The organism is Arthrobacter sp. 10N410 (assembly GCF_056394945.1).
In genome coordinates this window covers 152951-170798 of record NZ_JBFTIP010000002.1, presented here as the reverse complement: position 1 = coordinate 170798, position 17848 = coordinate 152951, and the positions used below count along the sequence as shown (strand labels likewise).

At 68.7% G+C, this 17848-nt stretch carries 15 protein-coding genes, 2 tRNA genes and 1 riboswitch; of the genes, 1 reads left to right on the top strand and 16 read right to left on the bottom strand.

The genetic code is table 11. The annotated features are described in order from the left end of the window. Nucleotides 1-120: 120 nt before the first annotated feature. The 16 genes from AC1DB8_RS05325 to AC1DB8_RS05250 all read right to left on the bottom strand — a co-directional run bounded on the left by AC1DB8_RS05325 (nucleotide 121) and on the right by AC1DB8_RS05250 (nucleotide 16632). The gene (locus tag AC1DB8_RS05325) at nucleotides 121-1281 is read right to left on the bottom strand and encodes a class I SAM-dependent methyltransferase (protein WP_441417583.1); all 1161 of its coding nucleotides are present in this window, start codon (nucleotides 1279-1281) and stop codon (nucleotides 121-123) included. 9 nt (nucleotides 1282-1290) lie between these two features. Continuing rightward, nucleotides 1291-2379 carry an NAD(P)-binding domain-containing protein gene (locus AC1DB8_RS05320; RefSeq protein ID WP_476892387.1) on the bottom strand — a complete coding sequence of 363 codons (1089 nt, stop codon included), beginning with the start codon at nucleotides 2377-2379 and terminating at the stop codon, nucleotides 1291-1293. Between the two features lie 68 nt (nucleotides 2380-2447). Continuing rightward, entirely contained in the window at nucleotides 2448-2810 is a 363-nt protein-coding gene (locus AC1DB8_RS05315; protein ID WP_476892386.1) for a zinc ribbon domain-containing protein YjdM, read from the bottom strand. Between the two features lie 64 nt (nucleotides 2811-2874). Further along, nucleotides 2875-2947 (bottom strand) — tRNA-Ala (locus AC1DB8_RS05310). Between the two features lie 187 nt (nucleotides 2948-3134). After that, nucleotides 3135-3207: transfer RNA gene (locus AC1DB8_RS05305), tRNA-Ala, on the bottom strand. Nucleotides 3208-3325: 118 nt separating this feature from the next. Then, nucleotides 3326-3727 carry a ribosome silencing factor gene (rsfS, locus tag AC1DB8_RS05300; protein WP_441417580.1) on the bottom strand — a complete coding sequence of 134 codons (402 nt, stop codon included), beginning with the start codon at nucleotides 3725-3727 and terminating at the stop codon, nucleotides 3326-3328. A 113-nt stretch (nucleotides 3728-3840) separates the two neighbouring features. After that, on the bottom strand, nucleotides 3841-5184 hold the full coding sequence (locus tag AC1DB8_RS05295) for a hypothetical protein (RefSeq protein WP_476892385.1): 1344 nt from the start codon (nucleotides 5182-5184) through the stop codon (nucleotides 3841-3843). 7 nt (nucleotides 5185-5191) lie between these two features. Then, on the bottom strand, nucleotides 5192-5863 hold the full coding sequence (nadD, locus tag AC1DB8_RS05290; RefSeq protein WP_441417578.1) for a nicotinate-nucleotide adenylyltransferase: 672 nt from the start codon (nucleotides 5861-5863) through the stop codon (nucleotides 5192-5194). A 13-nt stretch (nucleotides 5864-5876) separates the two neighbouring features. After that, nucleotides 5877-6110 carry a hypothetical protein gene (locus AC1DB8_RS05285; protein WP_175320924.1) on the bottom strand — a complete coding sequence of 78 codons (234 nt, stop codon included), beginning with the start codon at nucleotides 6108-6110 and terminating at the stop codon, nucleotides 5877-5879. Nucleotides 6111-6201: 91 nt separating this feature from the next. Continuing rightward, entirely contained in the window at nucleotides 6202-7536 is a 1335-nt protein-coding gene (locus tag AC1DB8_RS05280; RefSeq protein WP_476892384.1) for a glutamate-5-semialdehyde dehydrogenase, read from the bottom strand. A 26-nt stretch (nucleotides 7537-7562) separates the two neighbouring features. Continuing rightward, nucleotides 7563-8714, bottom strand: a complete 1152-nt coding sequence (gene proB, locus AC1DB8_RS05275; protein ID WP_476892672.1) for a glutamate 5-kinase — start codon at nucleotides 8712-8714, stop codon at nucleotides 7563-7565. Next, nucleotides 8704-10293, bottom strand: coding sequence for a GTPase ObgE (gene obgE / locus AC1DB8_RS05270; RefSeq protein WP_441417575.1), 1590 nt, complete (start codon nucleotides 10291-10293; stop codon nucleotides 8704-8706). Before obgE ends, proB begins: the two co-directional genes overlap by 11 nt. A 116-nt stretch (nucleotides 10294-10409) precedes the next feature. Beyond that, nucleotides 10410-10673 carry a 50S ribosomal protein L27 gene (gene rpmA, locus AC1DB8_RS05265; RefSeq protein WP_009372867.1) on the bottom strand — a complete coding sequence of 88 codons (264 nt, stop codon included), beginning with the start codon at nucleotides 10671-10673 and terminating at the stop codon, nucleotides 10410-10412. A 60-nt stretch (nucleotides 10674-10733) separates the two neighbouring features. Next, nucleotides 10734-11042 carry a 50S ribosomal protein L21 gene (gene rplU, locus AC1DB8_RS05260; protein WP_175321083.1) on the bottom strand — a complete coding sequence of 103 codons (309 nt, stop codon included), beginning with the start codon at nucleotides 11040-11042 and terminating at the stop codon, nucleotides 10734-10736. Nucleotides 11043-11410: 368 nt separating this feature from the next. Further along, complete coding sequence (locus AC1DB8_RS05255) at nucleotides 11411-12991, bottom strand: bifunctional hydroxymethylpyrimidine kinase/phosphomethylpyrimidine kinase (RefSeq protein ID WP_476892671.1); 1581 nt, start codon at nucleotides 12989-12991, stop codon at nucleotides 11411-11413. A gap of 49 nt (nucleotides 12992-13040) precedes the next feature. Further along, nucleotides 13041-13138: riboswitch (TPP riboswitch) on the bottom strand. 137 nt (nucleotides 13139-13275) lie between these two features. Next, nucleotides 13276-16632, bottom strand: coding sequence for an Rne/Rng family ribonuclease (locus tag AC1DB8_RS05250; protein WP_476892383.1), 3357 nt, complete (start codon nucleotides 16630-16632; stop codon nucleotides 13276-13278). A gap of 474 nt (nucleotides 16633-17106) precedes the next feature. On the opposite strand from AC1DB8_RS05250, the gene AC1DB8_RS05245 reads away from it, so the two are divergent. Then, a complete protein-coding gene (locus tag AC1DB8_RS05245; protein ID WP_441417573.1) occupies nucleotides 17107-17778 on the top strand; it encodes a vitamin K epoxide reductase family protein in 672 nt (223 codons plus the stop codon). Nucleotides 17779-17848 lie beyond the last annotated feature (70 nt).

Sequence of the window (17848 nt, the reverse complement as noted above, 5' to 3'; positions counted from 1 at the left end):
CTTCGGCCAAGCACTGCTGATGTCAGAATCGTACGTTACCCGCGGCCCCACGCCCCCACCTTCGGCCGTCACAGTCGGTCAGATTTCGCCCGAACGGCCTACCGTTACCGGCGCGGGCTCCTACGGCCGTGGCCTGCGGACACTCGCGGTGACGGTAAATTTCGGATTGCGGCCCACCTCCCGCGTGCGGCCGACCAGCCGTTCCAGCGCGGGCTGGTAGTGAAGATGGCTGTTGAACACCGTCCAGAGTTCACCGCCGGGGGCCAGGACCCGGGCCGCGGCTTCGATCAGTTTGATCCCGGCTCCGGCGTGCACCGCGGCGCCGAGATGGAAGGGCGGGTTGAGTAGGACCAGCTCGGCGCATCCGTCCGGCAGGGTGCTCATGGCGTCGTCCTGCAGGACCTCGATCCGGCGGTCCAGGCCGTTGGCGCGGGCCGTCGCCCGGGCGGAATCGACGGCCGCCGCGGACCGGTCGGTGGCGGTGACCCGGGCCTCCGGATGGCTGCGGGCGTACAGTGCGGCCAGGATGCCGGTGCCGCAGCCGAGGTCGACGGCGTGCCGGACGCCGGGGATCTCCGGCAGGAAATCCAGCAGGAAGCGGGTTCCGATGTCCAGCCCGGTGCCGGCGAACACGGCGCCGCGGGCGCAGACCGTGAGCTCCAGCCCGGTGTTCCGCTCAGAGACGGGGAACGGCGGTGGCCCGTCCATTGCTTTCGCGGCCCGGGCCAGCAGGATCCGTGATTTTTGCCGCGCCAGCTGCGGCTGCACCTCCCCGAAGTAGCGCTCCAGCACAGCGTTCATGCCCAGGCTCATGTGCTTGACCCGGCCGCCGGCGAGCAGCACCACCCCGGGTGCGGCGTACCGCGCGACGGCGTCGGCGATCTCCTCCAGCTCGGCCAGGGACCGCGGCAGCTGGAGCAGGACCAGGGCGGCGCCCTCCACGGCGTCGGCCAGCGGGAGCTGCTCGAACCCCTCGGTGAGCCCCGTGGCGGCGGCGTTATGCCGCAGCGCGCGTTCGCCCGTGATCAGGTCTTCGTGCACCCGGACCGGGCCGGCGTCGTGCCACCCCAGCGCGAGCACACCGAGGGTCAGTGCACCGTAGCGGTCCCCCACGACGGCGATCCTGCCGCCGGATGCCACCTGGCCGGCGGCCCGCAGTTCGGCGGCGGTGTCCAGCAACAAACGGTCGGTGGCGTCCCAGGCCTGCAGGTTGGCGGCCTCGACGTCGGGGAACCTCCGGAGCCGGGGGAAGAGGGATTCAAGATTGTTGGTAACGGGCACCGCTTTACGTTATCCCGAACCGGCCAGCAGTTTAACGATCCCTGCCACGGCGGCCCGGCCGGCGCGGTTGGCCCCGATGGTGGAGGACGACGGCCCGTAGCCGACGAGGTGCACCCGGGGCTCCGCGGCGACCCGGGTGCCGTCCATCGCGATGCCGCCGCCGGGTCCGCGCAGGTGCAGGGGCGCGAGATGTTCCAGCTCGGCGCGGAAGCCCGTTGCCCAGAGGATGACGTCGGCGGACCGGAAGCTGCCGTCCGCCATCCGCACTCCCCCGGGTTCAATGCCGGTGAACATGGGGTGTCGCTTGAGCACGCCGCGGTCCGCGGCGGCGCGCAGGGCCGGTGTCCAGATCAGTCCGGTCGCAGCGACGACGCTCTGCGGCGGCAGCCCCTGCCGGACCCTCTCCTCGACCAGGGCGACGGCGTCGTGGCCTGCCTGCCGGTCGAAGGCGGCGTCGCGCCAGACCGGCTCCCGCCGGGTGAACCAGGTGGTGCCGGTGACCTTGGAGATCTCGTCGAGCAGTCCGACGGCGGAAATGCCGCCGCCCACCACGATCACGTGCTGGCCGCGGAATTCCTCCGCGGACACGTAGTCCGCGACGTGCAGCTGCCTGCCGCGGAAACTGGCCTGGCCCGGATAGATGGGCCAGAACGGGCGCGTCCAGGTGCCGGTGGCGTTGATCAGGGCCCGGGCGGACCAGGCCCCGCGGGAGGTCTTAATGCGCAGGCGTCCGGCCGGGTTGCTGTCCTCGCGGGTGACGGCGTGGACCTTCACGGGCCGCTCGATGGCCAGGCCCAGCCGGGATTCGTAGCCGCCGAAATAGCGGCTCAGGAAACTCGAACTGGGCTCCTGCGGGTCCACCTGCGGCTGCGCGATGCCGGGGAGGTCGCTGATGCCGTTGACGGTGTCCATCAGCAGGCTTTTCCAACGGTGCCGCCAGGCGCCGCCGGGGCCGTCCTCGGCGTCGAGCACCACGTAGCTCAGCGGGTCGGCGGCGCTGTCCGCACCGGCGTTGCCGGAGACGCCGGCCGGGACGAAGCCGCGGCGCTGCAGATGGTAGGCGGCGGACAGCCCCGCTTGGCCAGCACCGATGACCACGACGTCGGCGGAGATTACGGGCGCTTCCGGTTGGCCCGGACGCGGTTCAGGAATGGCGGGTCCCCCGCTTAGCTCTTCTTGACGACGCTGGACTTGAGTTGCATGGGTCCGACGCCGTCGACCTTGCAGTCGATGTCATGGTCTCCAACGCCGTCCATGAGGCGGATTCCGCGTACTTTGGTCCCGACCTTGATGACAGTGGAGCTGCCCTTGATTTTCAGGTCCTTGATGACCGTTACGGTGTCACCATCGGCCAGCACGTTGCCCACCGCGTCCTTGATGACTCGCGCGGCCCGGGCACCGGCTTCGGCCTCCGCCGCATCGGCAGTAGCGGACCACTCATGGCCGCATTCGGGGCAGACCAGCAGGACACCCAGCTCGTAGCTGTATGTACTGGAGCATTCGGGGCACGGCGGCAGGGAGTCGTCCACGGTCCCCATCCTAATTGAGCGTTAACTAAGCGAGGCCCCGCTCAGAGAGCGGGACCTCGTTCGGTGGAGCTGAGGGGACTCGAACCCCTGACCCCCTGCATGCCATGCAGGTGCGCTACCAGCTGCGCCACAGCCCCGAAACTGCCGCTGACCGGGACCTTCAAAGAGCCGGTTCGATCAAGCAACCTGATTAGCTTAATCTACATTTGCCGCCGACGCTAATCGGCGTGCGGCGTGTCGGGCCGGACCGCTGTCCGCACGCCTCCGGGCGGAGCGGGCGCAAAAAAATCCGCCGGAATCTTTCGATTCCGGCGGATTATCCGGTGGAGCTGAGGGGACTCGAACCCCTGACCCCCTGCATGCCATGCAGGTGCGCTACCAGCTGCGCCACAGCCCCGAATTTTCGCTGCTCCGACTTCGTTCTCTCCGAAGCAACTCAAATATCTTAGATCAGCACTTCTGAAAATTCCAAATCGGGCATATTCAGGGTTTTGCGCTGCTGGCTGCCGCGCCGCCTACTCGGATTCGGTGGCGGCAGTGGCCTTCGCCGAGGCGTCGTCACCGAGCTGGAGGTCCACGACGGGGCAGTCCTTCCAGAGGCGCTCCAGGGCGTAGAACACGCGGTCTTCCTCGTGCTGGACGTGGATCACGACGTCGGCGTAGTCCAGCAGCACCCAGCGTCCGCCGGAACGTCCTTCGCGGCGCACGGGCTTGAGGTCGAACTTGGACAGTTCATCCTCGATGCCGTCGACGATCGCGTTGACCTGTCGCTCCGACGGCGCCGAGGCGATCAGGAAGACGTCGGCGAGGGCAAGCCGCTCGCTGACGTCGAGGGCCACAATGTCCTCGGCCAATTTTTCCGCGGCAGCACGGGCTGCGTGGCGGGCTGTGGCGATGGATGAATCGGTTGCAGTCACGGGACTCCTTGTTGAATGTAAAAGCATTGAATGTCGAAAGCTGTTGGAATGAAAAGCTGTGTGCTGGAACCGGAAGGCTACCGAAGCAGCCTGGCGCCGCCGCGGCGGAGCGGCTAGTGCGCCAGTCCGGTGACGATCAGGATGATGCCGGCAATCAGCGCCAGCACGCCGAGGGCCAGAACGCTGAGCTGAAGGGCTCGCAGACGCCTCGCCCGGCCCAATCCGGCCGTGGCCGCGTCGAGCGGATCGAGGCCGTAGGCGGCGTTGGCAGCGACCGGCGGACGTGCCGCAAAGTCTTCCTCCACCGCCGGGGCACTGGGATTTTCGGGGGCGGCTGCCGCAGCCGGGCGGCGGACCTGTGCGGCCTGCGCGGCCGCCTCCGCGCGTGCCAGGACACCGGAGCGGCCGTTGACCGTAGCGGCATCCCGCTTGCGGGCCTGGCCGGGACGGCGCGAGGTGCGCGGAGGCTGGACCTTCGGGCTGGAGTTGGTGACCAGCGGGACATACGACGTGGCAGGGCGCTTCATTACTGGCCGCTCCACGCCGGGGACCTCGACAAATTCCAGCGGCGTCACCATGGCGAGGTTGCTGGCGGTCGAGGGATCGTTCTTAGGCTGTTCGCTGCGCGGCTGGGCGGGCCGGTTGTTCTGCTCGGCCAGCTTTTGCTTCGCGGCCGCGCGACGGTTGAGCACCGCCGCCCGCTCGGCGAGGGCAATCTGCTCGGCCAGAATCTCCGGATCGACGGCGTCCGGATCGGTGGCGGCAATGTGCTCCATCTTCGCCATCTGGTTGCGGGCCTGCTCGGCGAGCAGTTCGCGCGCGGCGAGGGCCTGCTCGACGCTCATTCCGTCCGGCAGCTTTCCGCCGCGGCCGGGACCGGGCTCGCCGTCGCCCTGGTTCGGGGCGGCGGCAGCCTCCGCCGGCGTCGGGACCGCGTCAGCGGACGTTTCCGCGCCGGCCGGCGGCTTGGCAGCCGCTCCCACTGCCGGGTGCGAGCGGGTTCGCGGGCTGGGCATCGGCACGATCGGATTGGCCGAGGTGGCAGGTGCGGTCTCCTCGGCAAGCTGCTGGAGCCGGAGCTGGCGGCGCGTGGGCGCACCGCCGGGCGACAGCTGCCCCTCTTTTTCCGCAAGTTCCTTGATGGTCCGCAGCGCGGCACGGTCGCGGGCGCGGATCTGGGAGGACCGTTCGGCGGCGGAAGTAGTCCGGACGGAATCCACCGGGCCTGGGACGCGGCGGCGGCCCGTGGTCTCGGCCTCGGTCGGTTCCTCGGGACGTCCGGAGAAGGAGGGATCCGCGCCGGCCTGCCGGGAGCCGGAACCCCCGCCGTCCTGATTCCGGGCAGCCTGATCCGCGCCAGCACCCGCGGTACCGGCGCCGGGGTTCACTTCCTGGCGTTCATCCCTGGCCTGGCGCAATTCGCGGCGGCTGCGGATGGGAGGCTGTTCCTGACTCATTGAAGGCTCATTCGGTGCTGGCGGTTTGGTTTATTTCGAGGGCAGCCCGGGATTCCCGGAAATCCGGCCCGGGATCGGGCTGGCCGTCGTACAGGTCGTACTTGGCGATGTACTGGACCACGCCGTCCGGCACGAGGTACCAGACAGGGTTTCCCGCGGCGACGCGTGCCCGGCAGTCCGTGGAGGAGATCGCCATGGCCGGGACCTCGAGCAGGCTGACATCATCGCGGCCCATGCCGTCCAGCACGTGTCCGGGGCGGGTCACACCGACGAAGTGCGCCAAGGACCACAGTTCGTCAATGTCTTTCCAGGACAGGATCTGGGCCAGCGCGTCCGCGCCGGTGATGAAGAACAGATCGGCGTCCGGCCGCAGCGTGCGCAGGTCGCGCAGGGTGTCGATGGTGTAGGTGGGACCCGGGCGGTCGACGTCGACCCGGCTCACCGTGAACCGGGGGTTCGAGGCCGTGGCGATGACCGTCATCAGGTACCGGTGCTCGGCCTCGCTGACCTTCTTGCTGCTCTTCTGCCAGGGCTGGCCGGTGGGAACGAACACCACCTCGTCGAGGCCGAACTTCGCCGCGACCTCACTGGCCGCGACGAGGTGACCATGATGGATCGGATCAAACGTGCCGCCCATCACACCCAGCCGCAGGCGGCGCTTCGCGCCGTGCTGCTTCACCTTGGCGGAAATATTAGTGGCCCTGGCCGTGGTCGTGCTTGTTCGGGTGCTGGCGGTGCGGATCCGCGTGCTCCTCGACGGCTTCGTGGCGCTTGCCGAGGTTGCCGTAGGACAGCGTGATGAACATCAGGACCAGCAGGATCACGAACATGGAGCCGCCAATGACGAACGGCGGCGCAATGAGCGGCGCGAGCTCCTCATGTTCAACGGCTGCGGCGATGGACGTGGTGATCTGCTGCAACAGCATGTTCTCCCCTAGTGACTTCACAAATTAATTGCGGTTTTGCGACGACGGAGGTCCCCGCCGTTCCTGGCTTCTGTTCCATGTTACCGCGTTGCTAGGCCCGGACCTGGCCTTCGCCCTGCACGATCCACTTCGTGGTGGTGAGCTCGGTCAGCCCCATCGGACCGCGGGCATGCAGCTTTTGCGTCGAAATGCCCACTTCGGCGCCGAGGCCCAGCTCCCCGCCGTCGGTGAACCGCGTTGAGGCGTTCACGATTACCGCAGCCGAGTCCACCTCCGCGATGAAGCGCTCGGCATTGGCGAGGTCGTTGGTGAGGATCGCCTCGGTATGCCCGGTGGACCAGGTGCGGATGTGTTCCACGGCCTCGTCGAGGCTGTCCACCATGGCCACCGCCAGGTCCAGGTCCATGTATTCGGTAGCCCAATCCACCTCGGTGGCCGGCACGGACTCCACTGCGGCCGGGAGCGCGGCGCGGATCCGGTCGTCTGTGTGCAGAGTCACGCCGGCGGCGCGCAGGGCGGCGGCGACGGCGGGCAGCACGGTGGAAGCGGAATGGACCAGCAGCGTCTCCACGGTGTTGCACACGCTGGGCCGCTGGGTCTTGGCGTTGAGCAGGATCTCGACGGCCATCTCCTCGTCCGCGGAGGCGTCGAGGAAGATGTGCACGTTGCCTTCGCCGGTTTCGATGACCGGCACCGAGGAGTTCGTCACCACGGTCTGGATCAGCTCGCGTCCGCCGCGGGGAATGAGCACGTCGACACGGCCGCGGGCACGCATCAGGACGTTTGCGCCGTCGCGGCCGTACTGGTCAACACTCTGGACGGCGTCCGCCGGCAGGCCCACGGACTCCAGCGCCTCGCGGAGGATGCCGACAAGGGCCTCGTTGGTGGCGGCGGCGGCACTTCCGCCCCGCAGGATCACGGCGTTGCCGCTCTTGAGGGCCAGTCCGGCAATGTCCACGGTGACGTTGGGACGCGCCTCGTAGATCGCGGCAACCACGCCCATCGGCACGTTGACCTGGCGCAGGCGCAACCCGTTCGGGAGGGTTTGGCCGCGCACCACGTTGCCTACCGGGTCGGGCAGGTTGGCGAGGTTTTCCAGTGCGGCGGCCAGGCCCTGCACCCGGGTTTCGTTGAGGGTGAGGCGGTCCAGCAGCGCCGCGGAGGTGCCATTGGCCCGGCCGGCAGCGACGTCCGTGGCGTTGGCGGCCAGGATCCGGTCCCTGTGCTCCAGCAGTGCGGCGCCGATGGCGCGCAGCCCCCGGTCCTTCCAGGCCCGGTTGGCGCGGGCCATCCGGCGGGAGGCGGTCCGGGAGCGGTCTGCGACGGCGTGCACGGCGGCTTCGACGTCCGTTGCGGCCGGCGGCAGGCCCCCGGAGGGCGCGTCGTGAACCGGCAGGTCGGGGTGCGAAGTCAGGGCCTCAGTCATGCTCCAAGTTTAGGCGAGGCGGCAGCTTAGACCAGCACCAGGTCGTCAACATGAACAACTTCACGGTCATAGCCGCGGCCCAGCGTCTTGCCGAGTTCACGGGTGGAGCGGCCGAGCATCTGGGGCAGCTCGGCGGCCCCGTAGTTCACCAGGCCGCGGGCGATCACGGTCCCGTCGGTGCCGACCATCTCTACGGCGTCGCCGGCTTCGAAGTCCCCGCGCACGGCGGTAATCCCGGCCGGCAGCAGCGAGGTGTGGCGGTCGCGCACGGCGCGGACGGCGCCGTCGTCGAGTACCAAAGTGCCTTGCACGGATGCCAGGTGGGCAAGCCAGAGCAGCCGGATTGGCTTGCGGGCGCCGTTGACGGAGAACCAGGTTCCCACGTCCTCCCCCGCCAGCGCGGCAGCGGCGTTCGCGGTGGAGGTCACAAGGGCGCTGATCCCGGAGCCGGCGGCGATGGATGCGGCCTCGACCTTGGTGACCATTCCGCCGGTGCCGACTCCGGCCTTGCCGGTGCTGCCGATCGAGATGCCTTCGAGGTCGTGCGGGCCGGAGACGTGGGCAATCCGCTTGGCGCCGTGCGAGGGCGGCCCGTCGTAGAGCGAATCGACGTCGGAGAGGAGCACGAGGGCGTCGGCACGGACCAGGTGGGCCACGAGGGCCGCGAGCCGGTCGTTGTCGCCGAAGCGGATCTCGTGGGTCGCGACAGTGTCGTTTTCGTTGACCACGGGGACGACGCCAAGGTTCAGCAGCCGGTCCAGGGCGCGGAAGGCGTTGGTGTGCTGGCTGCGGCGCATGAAATCGTCCGCGGTCAGCAGCACCTGGCTCACCGTGACGCCGTGTGCGCCGAAGGCGTGGGTGTAGCGGGCCATCAACAGGCCCTGGCCCACGCTCGCGGCGGCCTGCTGGGTGGCGAGGTCCCGAGGGCGTTTTTCGAGCCCCAGCGGTGCCAACCCGGCGGCGATCGCCCCGGAGGAGACCAGGATGATCTCGGTGCCCGCGTTGCGCTTGTGCGCGAGGGCGTCGGCTAGGTCGCTCAGGGCTTCCTCGGCGATGCCGCCCTTGATGGACGTCAGCGAGGAAGACCCGACCTTGACCACGATTCGGCGGGCGCCGGAGAGCAGGGTGCGGCTGGGGACCGCCGCCGCTCCGGGCACGACGACGGCGTTACTCGTCATCGGCTTCGCCGAGTCCACTCTCCTTGAGCGGCTGCGGGGCGCGGCGGGCACTGACCGACTCGGTCCAGATGCCGGCCTTGCGCTCGGCCTCCAGCTCGGCCCGGGCAGCGGCCTTCGCGTCGCGGCGTTCCTGCTGCTCGTCGCGCTTCTGGCCACGGGTGGGGCGGTCGCCGATGTCCGCGAAGCGCACGTCGGTGCCGCGCGGGGAGGCCAGCAGTTCGGCGCCGGCCATCATGGTCGGCTCCCAGTCGAAGACGACGCCGTCGTCCTCGCCGATGACCACCATGTCGCCGGGCTTGGCGCCCTGCTTGAACAGTTCGTTCTCGACGCCGAGCTTAGCGAGGCGGTCAGCGAGGTAGCCGATGGCTTCCTCGTTGGTGAAGTCGGTCTGCTTGACCCAGCGCACGGGCTTCTCGCCGAGCACGCGGAACAGCGGCTCCAGGTTCTTTTCCTCGCGGCGGATCGTGAACCCGCTCTCGTTGACGGCGCGCGGGCGCAGCACGGGGGCCTGGACCTTCGGCGGCGTGGCGGCCACGGCGTCGCGGGCGGCCTTGACGATCTCGGCCATGGCGAAGCCCAGCTGGCGGAGTCCCTCGTGGCTCGTGGCGGAGATTTCGAAGACCTTGTAGCCGCGCTTTTCGAGTTCCGGGCGGACGAACTCGGCCATGTCCTTGCCGTCCGGCAAGTCGACCTTATTCAGGGCGATCAGGCGGGGGCGGTGGTTCAGCGGCACGACTTCACCGTCGGTGCCGGCGTAGCTCATGTCCACGGCGTACTTTTCGAGCTCGGCTTCGATCACGGCGAGGTCCGACAGGGGGTCACGGTCCGATTCCAGCGTGCCGCAGTCCAGCACGTGCACGAGCGCGGCGCAGCGTTCGACGTGGCGCAGGAAGTGATGGCCCAGGCCCTTGCCTTCGCTGGCGCCTTCGATCAGGCCCGGGACGTCGGCGATGGTGAAGCGCACGTCGCCGGCCTGGACGACGCCGAGGTTGGGGATCAGGGTGGTGAACGGGTAGTCGGCAATCTTGGGCCGCGCGGCGGACATCGCGGCGATCAGGCTGGACTTGCCGGCGGACGGGAAGCCGACCAGGGCGATGTCCGCGATGGACTTCAGCTCCAGGACGATGTCGCTGGATTCGCCCTCGATGCCCAGCAGCGCGAAGCCGGGGGCCCGGCGCTTCTGCGAGGACAGCGAGGCGTTGCCGAGGCCGCCGATGCCGCCGGCAGCGGCGACGTACTCGGTGCCTTCGCCCACCATGTCGGCCAGGACGGTGCCGTCCTTGCTCTTGACGACCGTGCCCTCGGGCACGGGCAGGACCAGGGTCTCGCCGTTCTTGCCGCCGCGCCAGTCACCCATGCCGGGGCCGCCGTTGGTGGCGTGCCGGTGCGGGGCGTGGTGGTAGTCGAGCAGGGTGGTGGTCTGGGGATCCACGCGCAGGATGACGTCGCCGCCGTTGCCGCCGTTGCCGCCGTCGGGACCGCCGAGGGGCTTGAACTTCTCGCGGTGGACGGAGACACAGCCATGGCCGCCGGTACCGCCGGATACGTGCAGTACTACCCGGTCTACAAAGCTCGCCACGTGGATCTCCTCAGTGCTGTTCCTCGGGCCCGCAAGGGGCCCAAGATGATTGTAATGCGGTTAAAACACCGGTGGAGCGGACCTACTGGTCCGCCCCACCGATTTAGAACTTGTTGTTACTCTGCAGCTGCAGCAGCCACGATGTTCACAACGCGACGACCACGGCGGGTGCCGAACTCGACAGCGCCGGGGGTCAGTGCGAACAGGGTGTCGTCGCCGCCGCGGCCAACGCCGGCGCCCGGGTGGAAGTGGGTGCCACGCTGGCGGACGATGATCTCGCCTGCGGAAACTACCTGGCCGCCGAAGCGCTTGACGCCGAGGTACTGGGCGTTGGAGTCACGACCGTTGCGAGTGGAGCTCGCGCCTTTTTTATGTGCCATTTGAAATGCCTGCCTTTAAAATTCTGGGGAATCTGCTGAAAACCTGAACAGTAACGTTAGTTACTTGATACCGGTGATCTTGACCTTGGTCAGTTCCTGACGGTGACCCTGGCGCTTCTTGTAACCGGTCTTGTTCTTGAACTTCTGGATGACGATCTTCGGACCACGGAGGTCTTCGAGGATCTCAGCCGTAACCGTTACCTTGGCCAGGTCCTTGGCTGCAGACGTGACCTTGTCACCGTCCACCAGGAGCAGTGCGGGCAACTCAAAGGTGCTGCCGGCTCCACCGGGGACGCGGTTCAGGGTAACGAAGTCTCCAACGGAAACCTTCTCTTGGCGGCCGCCTGCGCGGACAATCGCGTACACCACTGGGGAACTCACTTCTCTCGACGTTTATTACTAGATTTGCGTGCGGAACCTGGGGCCCAAAATGCTTGGACCGGCTCACGCTGTGCCTCAACGCCGGTGGATTCCCCGGGGGAACCCATGAGCTATCCTGCGGAAAAGTCCTGCCCGTAGTACGGGTGAACTGTTCCTCAAGGTCATAACCCAAGTGTTGGCGTAAGCACCGAAGATCTAGACTACGCTAATTTTGCCTTCGGCCGCAAACGAGGCTGGTCCCGGCAGGTAGTGCGTGACGGACGCCACACCCTGCGCCCGGGGGCCAAAGTTATGGTGCCGCAGCGACTTCCGGAACCGCGCCCAACTATCCTACCGGCTGCTTCGCGTAGCGCGGCTTAGGCGTGCAGCCTCGGCGCGTCGAAGAACTCCACCTCGTAGCGGGAGGACTGCCTGAACGCCACCGCCATGGCGCTGCGTTCCGCCTCGGAGCCTTTACGGGCCGCCGCGTCCGTGTACCTGATCGCCTGCCGCGTCGCCTCCGCGAAGGCCTCGTCCGCATAGGTGCGCAGCCACTCCGCGTAGGGATGCGTTGCCGGTGCGCCGGCAGCGAGGAACTCGCGATGCAGCGTGGCGCCGACCTCCGCGTAGAGCCAGAAGCACGGCAGCGCCGCGGCCACGAGCACGCCGTAGCTGCCGGCGAGCGATGCCGCGTGCAGATGGTCCACGTACGCCTTGGTCACCGGTCCCAGCTGGGTCTCGACGGCGCGGCCGGCCAGCCAGTTCCGGTGCAGTTCGGATTCGACTTCGAGGCACTGCTGCGCCGAGCGGGACCAGAAGAGTTGTTCGGCTTCCGACGGCGCCAGGGCCGCCGCGCGGGACAGCACCCGGGAGTAGCCGTTGAGGTACAGGGCGTCCTGGCCGAGGTAGTAGGCGAACTCGGGTTCCGGCAAGGTACCGTCCGCGAGCCCCCGAATGAAGTCCAGGCCGTAGATCGCGTCCAGCCCGTCCGCCGCGTGCCCTGCCAGCAGCGCGGCGAACTCGCCCTCGGCAGGAAGCTGGGGTGCCGCAGCGTGCTGCAGGTGGTGGAAGTGGTGCACGGGTCCGTTGCCGGATCCGACCTCCAGGCGGCCGGCATCCCGCAACGCACCCAGCAGCCACGGCTTGACCTCCCGCAGCGCTGCCTCCCAGTCCCCCGTCCTGGCCTGGACCGTGGCCAGCGCCGAGGACAAGGAGCAGCCGGTGCCGTGGCTGTTGCGGGTGTCGATCCGCTCGCCGGGCACCACCACCGTCTCCTGGCCGAGCACTCCCCCGGTGTTGACGAGCGCGTCCGGGCAACCGCCGTCGTTCTGGGCGCAGTCGCTCTGGGCTCCGCCGGCCGGGGCTCCGCCGGCCGGCAGGTGGCCTCCCTTGACCAGCACCGTGGTGCCGGCCAGGGCCGCGAGCCGCTTGCCCTGTTCCAGCGCGCTGGCCCAGTCCGCGGCGGGCGGTTCGCCCAGCAGCATGGCCAGCTCGGCCAGGTTCGGGGTGATGAGGTCCGCCAGTGGCAAGAGGGCCCGCAGCGCGGTCTCGGCCGATTCCTGGAGCAACCGGTCGCCACTCGTGGCCACCATCACCGGGTCCAGGACCACGACGCCGGGGCGCACCTTTTCGAGCCAGGCCCGGACGGCGTCGATCACCGAGTCGTCGCCGAGCATACCGATCTTGACGGCGTCGATGGTGATGTCGTCGCTGATGGCCTCCAGCTGGGCGGTCAGGAACGCTGCCGGCGGTACATGCACCGACCGGACGCCCTGGGTGTTCTGGGCGGTCAGTGCCGTGATGGCAGCCATCCCGTAGCCGCCGTTCGCGGCAATGCTCTTCAGGTCGGCCTGGATGCCGGCGCCGCCGGAGGGGTCCGAGCCCGCGATGGCCAGCACCCGCGGAATCCGCGGCGGCGTTGAGGCCCCGCCGTCGGGCTCCGGGAAGACGGACTGCAGGAAGGCTGACGTTCGGCTAGATGCAGGCTGCGTCGATGCAGGCTGGGTTGTTGAAGACAAGAGACATCCCTTCGCCGGTGCTAACCGGACAGGTTCAACGGGTCTGGATCTCAGCCGGCTCGATGCGCGGCACCCCGTGTCAGTCCCCCAGCCTAGCGTTCCTCGCCGGCAACCCCGCTAAATTTCAGCCTGTCCCCTTAACGCCCTCGCGGGTTCCGTCCGGGGTCGACGTGATGTTACGTCGATCCCGGACGGAACCCGCGAGTGGTGGTGCCTGCTGGGTCCTAGAGCTCCGACGCCGGGACGCCGACGCCGAGGATGATCGGCTCGTTGGCGGCGGGCTTGGCGGCCACCTTTGCCGGCTCCGGGGCCTTGGCCTCATGGACTGAGACGGCCTCAACCGACGGAGCGGTCTCGCGCTGCTGCACGGACGTCTCGTTGGCGGCGCCCTGGGCTCGGCTGGCGCTCCGGTTCCGGCGCACCCGTCGGGGTCCGGTGGTGTCCGGGGCCTGGGCCGCAGGGGCCTTGCGGGCTTCCTGGCGTACCGGGGCCTGGGCCGCAGGAGCCTTGCCGGCTTCCTGGCGGGCCGGCGCCTGGGCCGCAGGGGCCTTCGCAGCTTCCTGGCGGGCCGGGGCCTGGGCCTCGGCGGTACGTACACTCGGCGGCTGGATCCGCGCCGTCCTGGCGCGGCCGCGGCCCCGGGTGGCGCGGGACGGCGCTGCAGCTGCAGGCGCAGCGTGCTCCGCAGCGTGCTCCGCCGCGTGCTCGGCCGTGGGAACCTCGGCTGCGGGCGACTCGGCAACCGGAGCCGCGGCGGCTGGCTTGCCGGTCTCGGCGTCGCCCAGGTGGGCGAACGCTTCGGTCAGCAGGTCCAGGGTCAGCGCGGGCTGCGGGGTTTCCTCGGCGTGCTCGACGAAGGGCAAGGCAACCTGTTCGCCGCCGAAGGTCAGCACGGCCGCGGGACGACCCGCTGCCTCCTCCGACGAAGCGAGTTCCACGGCGGCGTCGAGCGCGGCCTGGCGGGTTTCGGCGTCGGGAGCTGCTGTCGCTTCACCGTCGTGCAGGTGGGCAGCGTGCGCCGCGGCGGCGATGTTGGCCAGCGCGGCGCGCGTCGCCTCTGCCTTGGCGTGGCGCTCCGCCTCGGTGGGCTCGGCGTGCACGGCGACGGGTGCGGACGGCATGGCTTCGCCGCCCTGGCCGCCCTTGCCGCGGCGACGCTTGCGCTCACTGCGTGCGGCGGGCTGGTGCTCGGTCCGCGGGACGTGGTGTTCTGCGGCGACGGTGTTGGCACGGCGGTGTTCCACGGGCTCGTCGTGGGTGACGATGCCGCGGCCGGCGCAGGCCTCGCACTGTTCGCCGAAGACTTCGAGCAGCCCGGTGCCCATCCGCTTGCGGGTCATCTGCACGAGGCCCAGCGAGGTCACCTCGGCAACCTGGTGCTTGGTCCGGTCCCGGCCTAGGCACTCCACCATGCGTCGCAGCACGAGGTCGCGGTTGGATTCCAGCACCATGTCGATGAAGTCGATCACGATGATGCCGCCGATGTCACGCAGCCTCAGCTGCCGGACGACTTCCTCGGCCGCTTCGAGGTTGTTCTTGGTGACGGTTTCCTCGAGGTTGCCGCCGCTGCCGGTGAACTTGCCGGTGTTGACGTCCACCACGGTCATGGCTTCGGTGCGGTCGATCACGAGCGAGCCGCCGGAGGGCAGGAAGACCTTGCGGTCCAGTGCTTTGTGGATCTGCTCGTCGATGCGCCACGCAGCGAAGATGTCTGTGTCCTTGGTCCACTTCTCAAGCCGGCCCACCAGGTCCGGTGCCACGTAGGTGACGTAGGCCTCGATGGTGTCCCAGGCTTCCTCGCCGGAGACGATCAGCTTGGAGAAGTCCTCGTTGAAAACGTCGCGGACCACCTTGATGGTCAGGTCAGGTTCGCCGTAGAGCAGCTCGGGGGCGAGGATCTTGGTGGACGTGGACTGGCTTTCGATGCCCTCCCACTGGGCTCGCAACCGGTTGATGTCATGCGTCAGCTCTTCTTCCGAAGCGCCCTCGGCCGCGGTGCGGACAATGACACCGGCGTCTTCCGGCAGGCGGTCCTTGAGGATCCGCTTGAGCCGGTTGCGTTCGACGTCGGGCAGCTTGCGGGAGATGCCGGTCATGGAACCGCCGGGCACGTACACCAGGTAACGGCCGGGCAGCGAGATCTGGCTGGTCAGGCGGGCACCCTTGTGGCCGACCGGGTCCTTGGTGACCTGGACGAGCACGGAGTCGCCGGACTTGAGCGCATTTTCGATCCGCCGCTGCTTGCCTTCGAGGTTGACGGCGTCCCAGTTGACTTCGCCGGCGTACAGCACGGCGTTGCGGCCGCGTCCGATATCGACGAACGCGGCTTCCATGGACGGCAGCACGTTCTGGACCTTGCCCAGGTAGACGTTGCCGATCAAGGAATCCTGCTGGGTCTTGGAGACGAAGTGCTCGGCCAGCACGCCGTCTTCCAGGACGCCGATCTGGATTCTGTCGTCGCGCTGGCGGACGATCATCTGGCGGTCCACGGATTCGCGGCGGGCCAGGAACTCGGCCTCGGTGATGACGGTGCGGCGGCGGCCGGTGTCGCGGGACTCGCGTCGGCGCTGCTTCTTGGCCTCCAGGCGGGTGGAGCCCTTGACGGAGGTGACGCGGTCGTTGACCGGGGCCTCGCTGACCGAGCGCGGCGCCCGGACGCGGGTTACCGTGTTGGGCGGATCGTCGTCCCCGCCGCCGGTCAGTTCGAGATCCTGGTCGCCGCGGCGGCGACGGCGACGGCGGCGCGAGGTCACGCCGTCTTCGAGGGTGCTCTCGGAGTCCTCGCCGGTCTCCGCTGCATCTTCGGCTGCGCCGTCTGCGTCGGTGTCGGCTTCGCCGGTCCGGCTGCGGCCACGGCGTCCACGGCTGCGGCGGCGACGGCGGCTGCCGGCATCCTCGCCCTCGGCTTCTTCGTCTTCTTCTTCTTCGGCTTCCTCGGCAACAGCAGCGGGGGCCGGGGCCGGGCGGATGACGGTGCTCAGATCCGGGGCCTGGAAGATCATCGAGGTGACGGCGCCCGGTGCGAGGAAGAGCGAGGGGGCTCCGGATGTTTCTACAGACGCCTCGGCAGCGGGTGCAGCGTCGGCCGGGGCCTCGACGGGCGCGGCCTCAGGGGCCGGCGCGTCGGAAGCCACGGCGGCGGGAGCCTCGGCCGGGGCCGGGGCTTCTTCCGTCGCTGCAGGCGTCACGGCTGTCTTCGCGCGGGAGGCGCGGCGGCGGACCGGCTTCTCCGGTGCCGCCTCGGCGGCCGGCAGCTCGGCAGGCGCTTCATCGGCGGGAACCGCAGTTTCCGTGCTGGCGGCTGAGTCAGCGAAGGCGGGCAGCACCTCGGGTTCGACCTTCTTCCGCGACCGGCTCCGGCGGGCCGGGGCCTTCGCTTCCGGGGCCGCTTCGGGATTGTCGACGGCGGGGGCGTCAGCAACGACGTCGGACGCGACGGCTGCTTCGGCGGCCTCCGCCTTTGGGGCCGCCTTGCGGCGGGACCGGGTGGCCTTCTTGGGCGCCTCCGCGGCGGCGGCTTCCGGTGCTACTTCGGCAACAGCGGCTTCGTCGTTACCGGCTACAAGCTGGTCATTATCCATATGTGGCGACACTCCTGCCCCTGATGTACCGCCACATCCGGCACCCGTGGGGCAAATATTTGTCAACACCCGCAGGCATTGACAGAAGTCAATTGGATACCTCCAGGTTCGCACCGGCAGTGGGGTGCGGCAGCCCTGGAAGGCCGGCAAGATTGCTCTGAACCCGTTGATCTCTCTGTCACAACCAGGTGCCGTCCAATGGCATTGCGGGATAGGCCGGATCGAGGGATCCGAAGTATGCCCTGCTCATCATTGGCGGTCTTGAAAGCAAAGTCGCCGGACCGAAACCCGAATGTGGATCGGGCCCCAGCCAGGTTCATTGTCTCACAGGAGCCGCCAAAGCAGGGCTAAGCGGGACATCCAGTCCGCGCCGTGGACCGAATCACCGGTGAGGGCACGACTCCTACCCGGTTACATCCAGCCTCCGGCGATAGAATCGGCCCAAGAGCACCCGACGCAAAGGACTGAAATCCCATGCCCAGCATCTCCCACGCCCCCGGCGACGTGACCGCCCACGAGCGCGGCACCGGCGCGGCAGCTGCGGAGCGCCCGCTGCCCCCGATGACGCGTGACCGGCCCTTCGCCTGGCTCCTGCTGATCACCGGCGTCGTCGGCTGGCTCGCGTCCGGCACGCTGGTGCTGGAGAAACTGGCTGTCCTCAAGGACCCCAACCACGCCACGGTGTGCGACGTGAACCCGTGGATCTCCTGCGGCCAGGTAATGCAGACCTGGCAGAGTTCGGTCTTCGGTTTCCCGAACATGTTCATCGGCATTGTCGCGTTCGCGGTCATCATCACCACGGCCATGGGAATCCTCGCCGGGGCCACGTTTGCCCGCTGGTACTGGATCGGGCTGCAGGCCGGTGTGACGCTGGGCTTCGCCTTCGTGGTGTGGCTGTGGTCCCAGGCGCTGTACTCGATCCACATTCTCTGCCCGTTCTGCATGATCGTCTGGGCCGCGATGATTCCGCTGTTCGTCTGGGTGACGGTCCGCAACGTGAGCCACGGCGTCATCCGGGTGCCCGCCGCTGCCGCCCGCATCCTGGCGGACTCCGGCTGGATCCTCACGGCCCTGCTCTACGTCGCCGTCGTCGCCACGATCTTCTTCGCCTTCATTCAGGTGTTCATCGGAACCTCCGGCTACTGAGCGTTCCGCAAACGCCGCGAGGTGACAGATAAGGCCAATGTTCAACGCGAACATTGGCCTTATCTGTCAC

Coding starts and splice junctions, on each gene's coding strand:
- AC1DB8_RS05295 (WP_476892385.1), bottom strand. CDS start 5,184: ATGAGTCAGGAACAGCCTCCCATCCGCAGCCGCCGCGAATTGCGCCAG.
- AC1DB8_RS05285 (WP_175320924.1), bottom strand. CDS start 6,110: ATGCTGTTGCAGCAGATCACCACGTCCATCGCCGCAGCCGTTGAACAT.
- AC1DB8_RS05280 (WP_476892384.1), bottom strand. CDS start 7,536: ATGACTGAGGCCCTGACTTCGCACCCCGACCTGCCGGTTCACGACGCG.
- proB (WP_476892672.1), bottom strand. CDS start 8,714: ATGACGAGTAACGCCGTCGTCGTGCCCGGAGCGGCGGCGGTCCCCAGC.
- rpmA (WP_009372867.1), bottom strand. CDS start 10,673: ATGGCACATAAAAAAGGCGCGAGCTCCACTCGCAACGGTCGTGACTCC.
- AC1DB8_RS05250 (WP_476892383.1), bottom strand. CDS start 16,632: ATGGATAATGACCAGCTTGTAGCCGGTAACGACGAAGCCGCTGTTGCC.
- AC1DB8_RS05245 (WP_441417573.1), top strand. CDS start 17,107: ATGCCCAGCATCTCCCACGCCCCCGGCGACGTGACCGCCCACGAGCGC.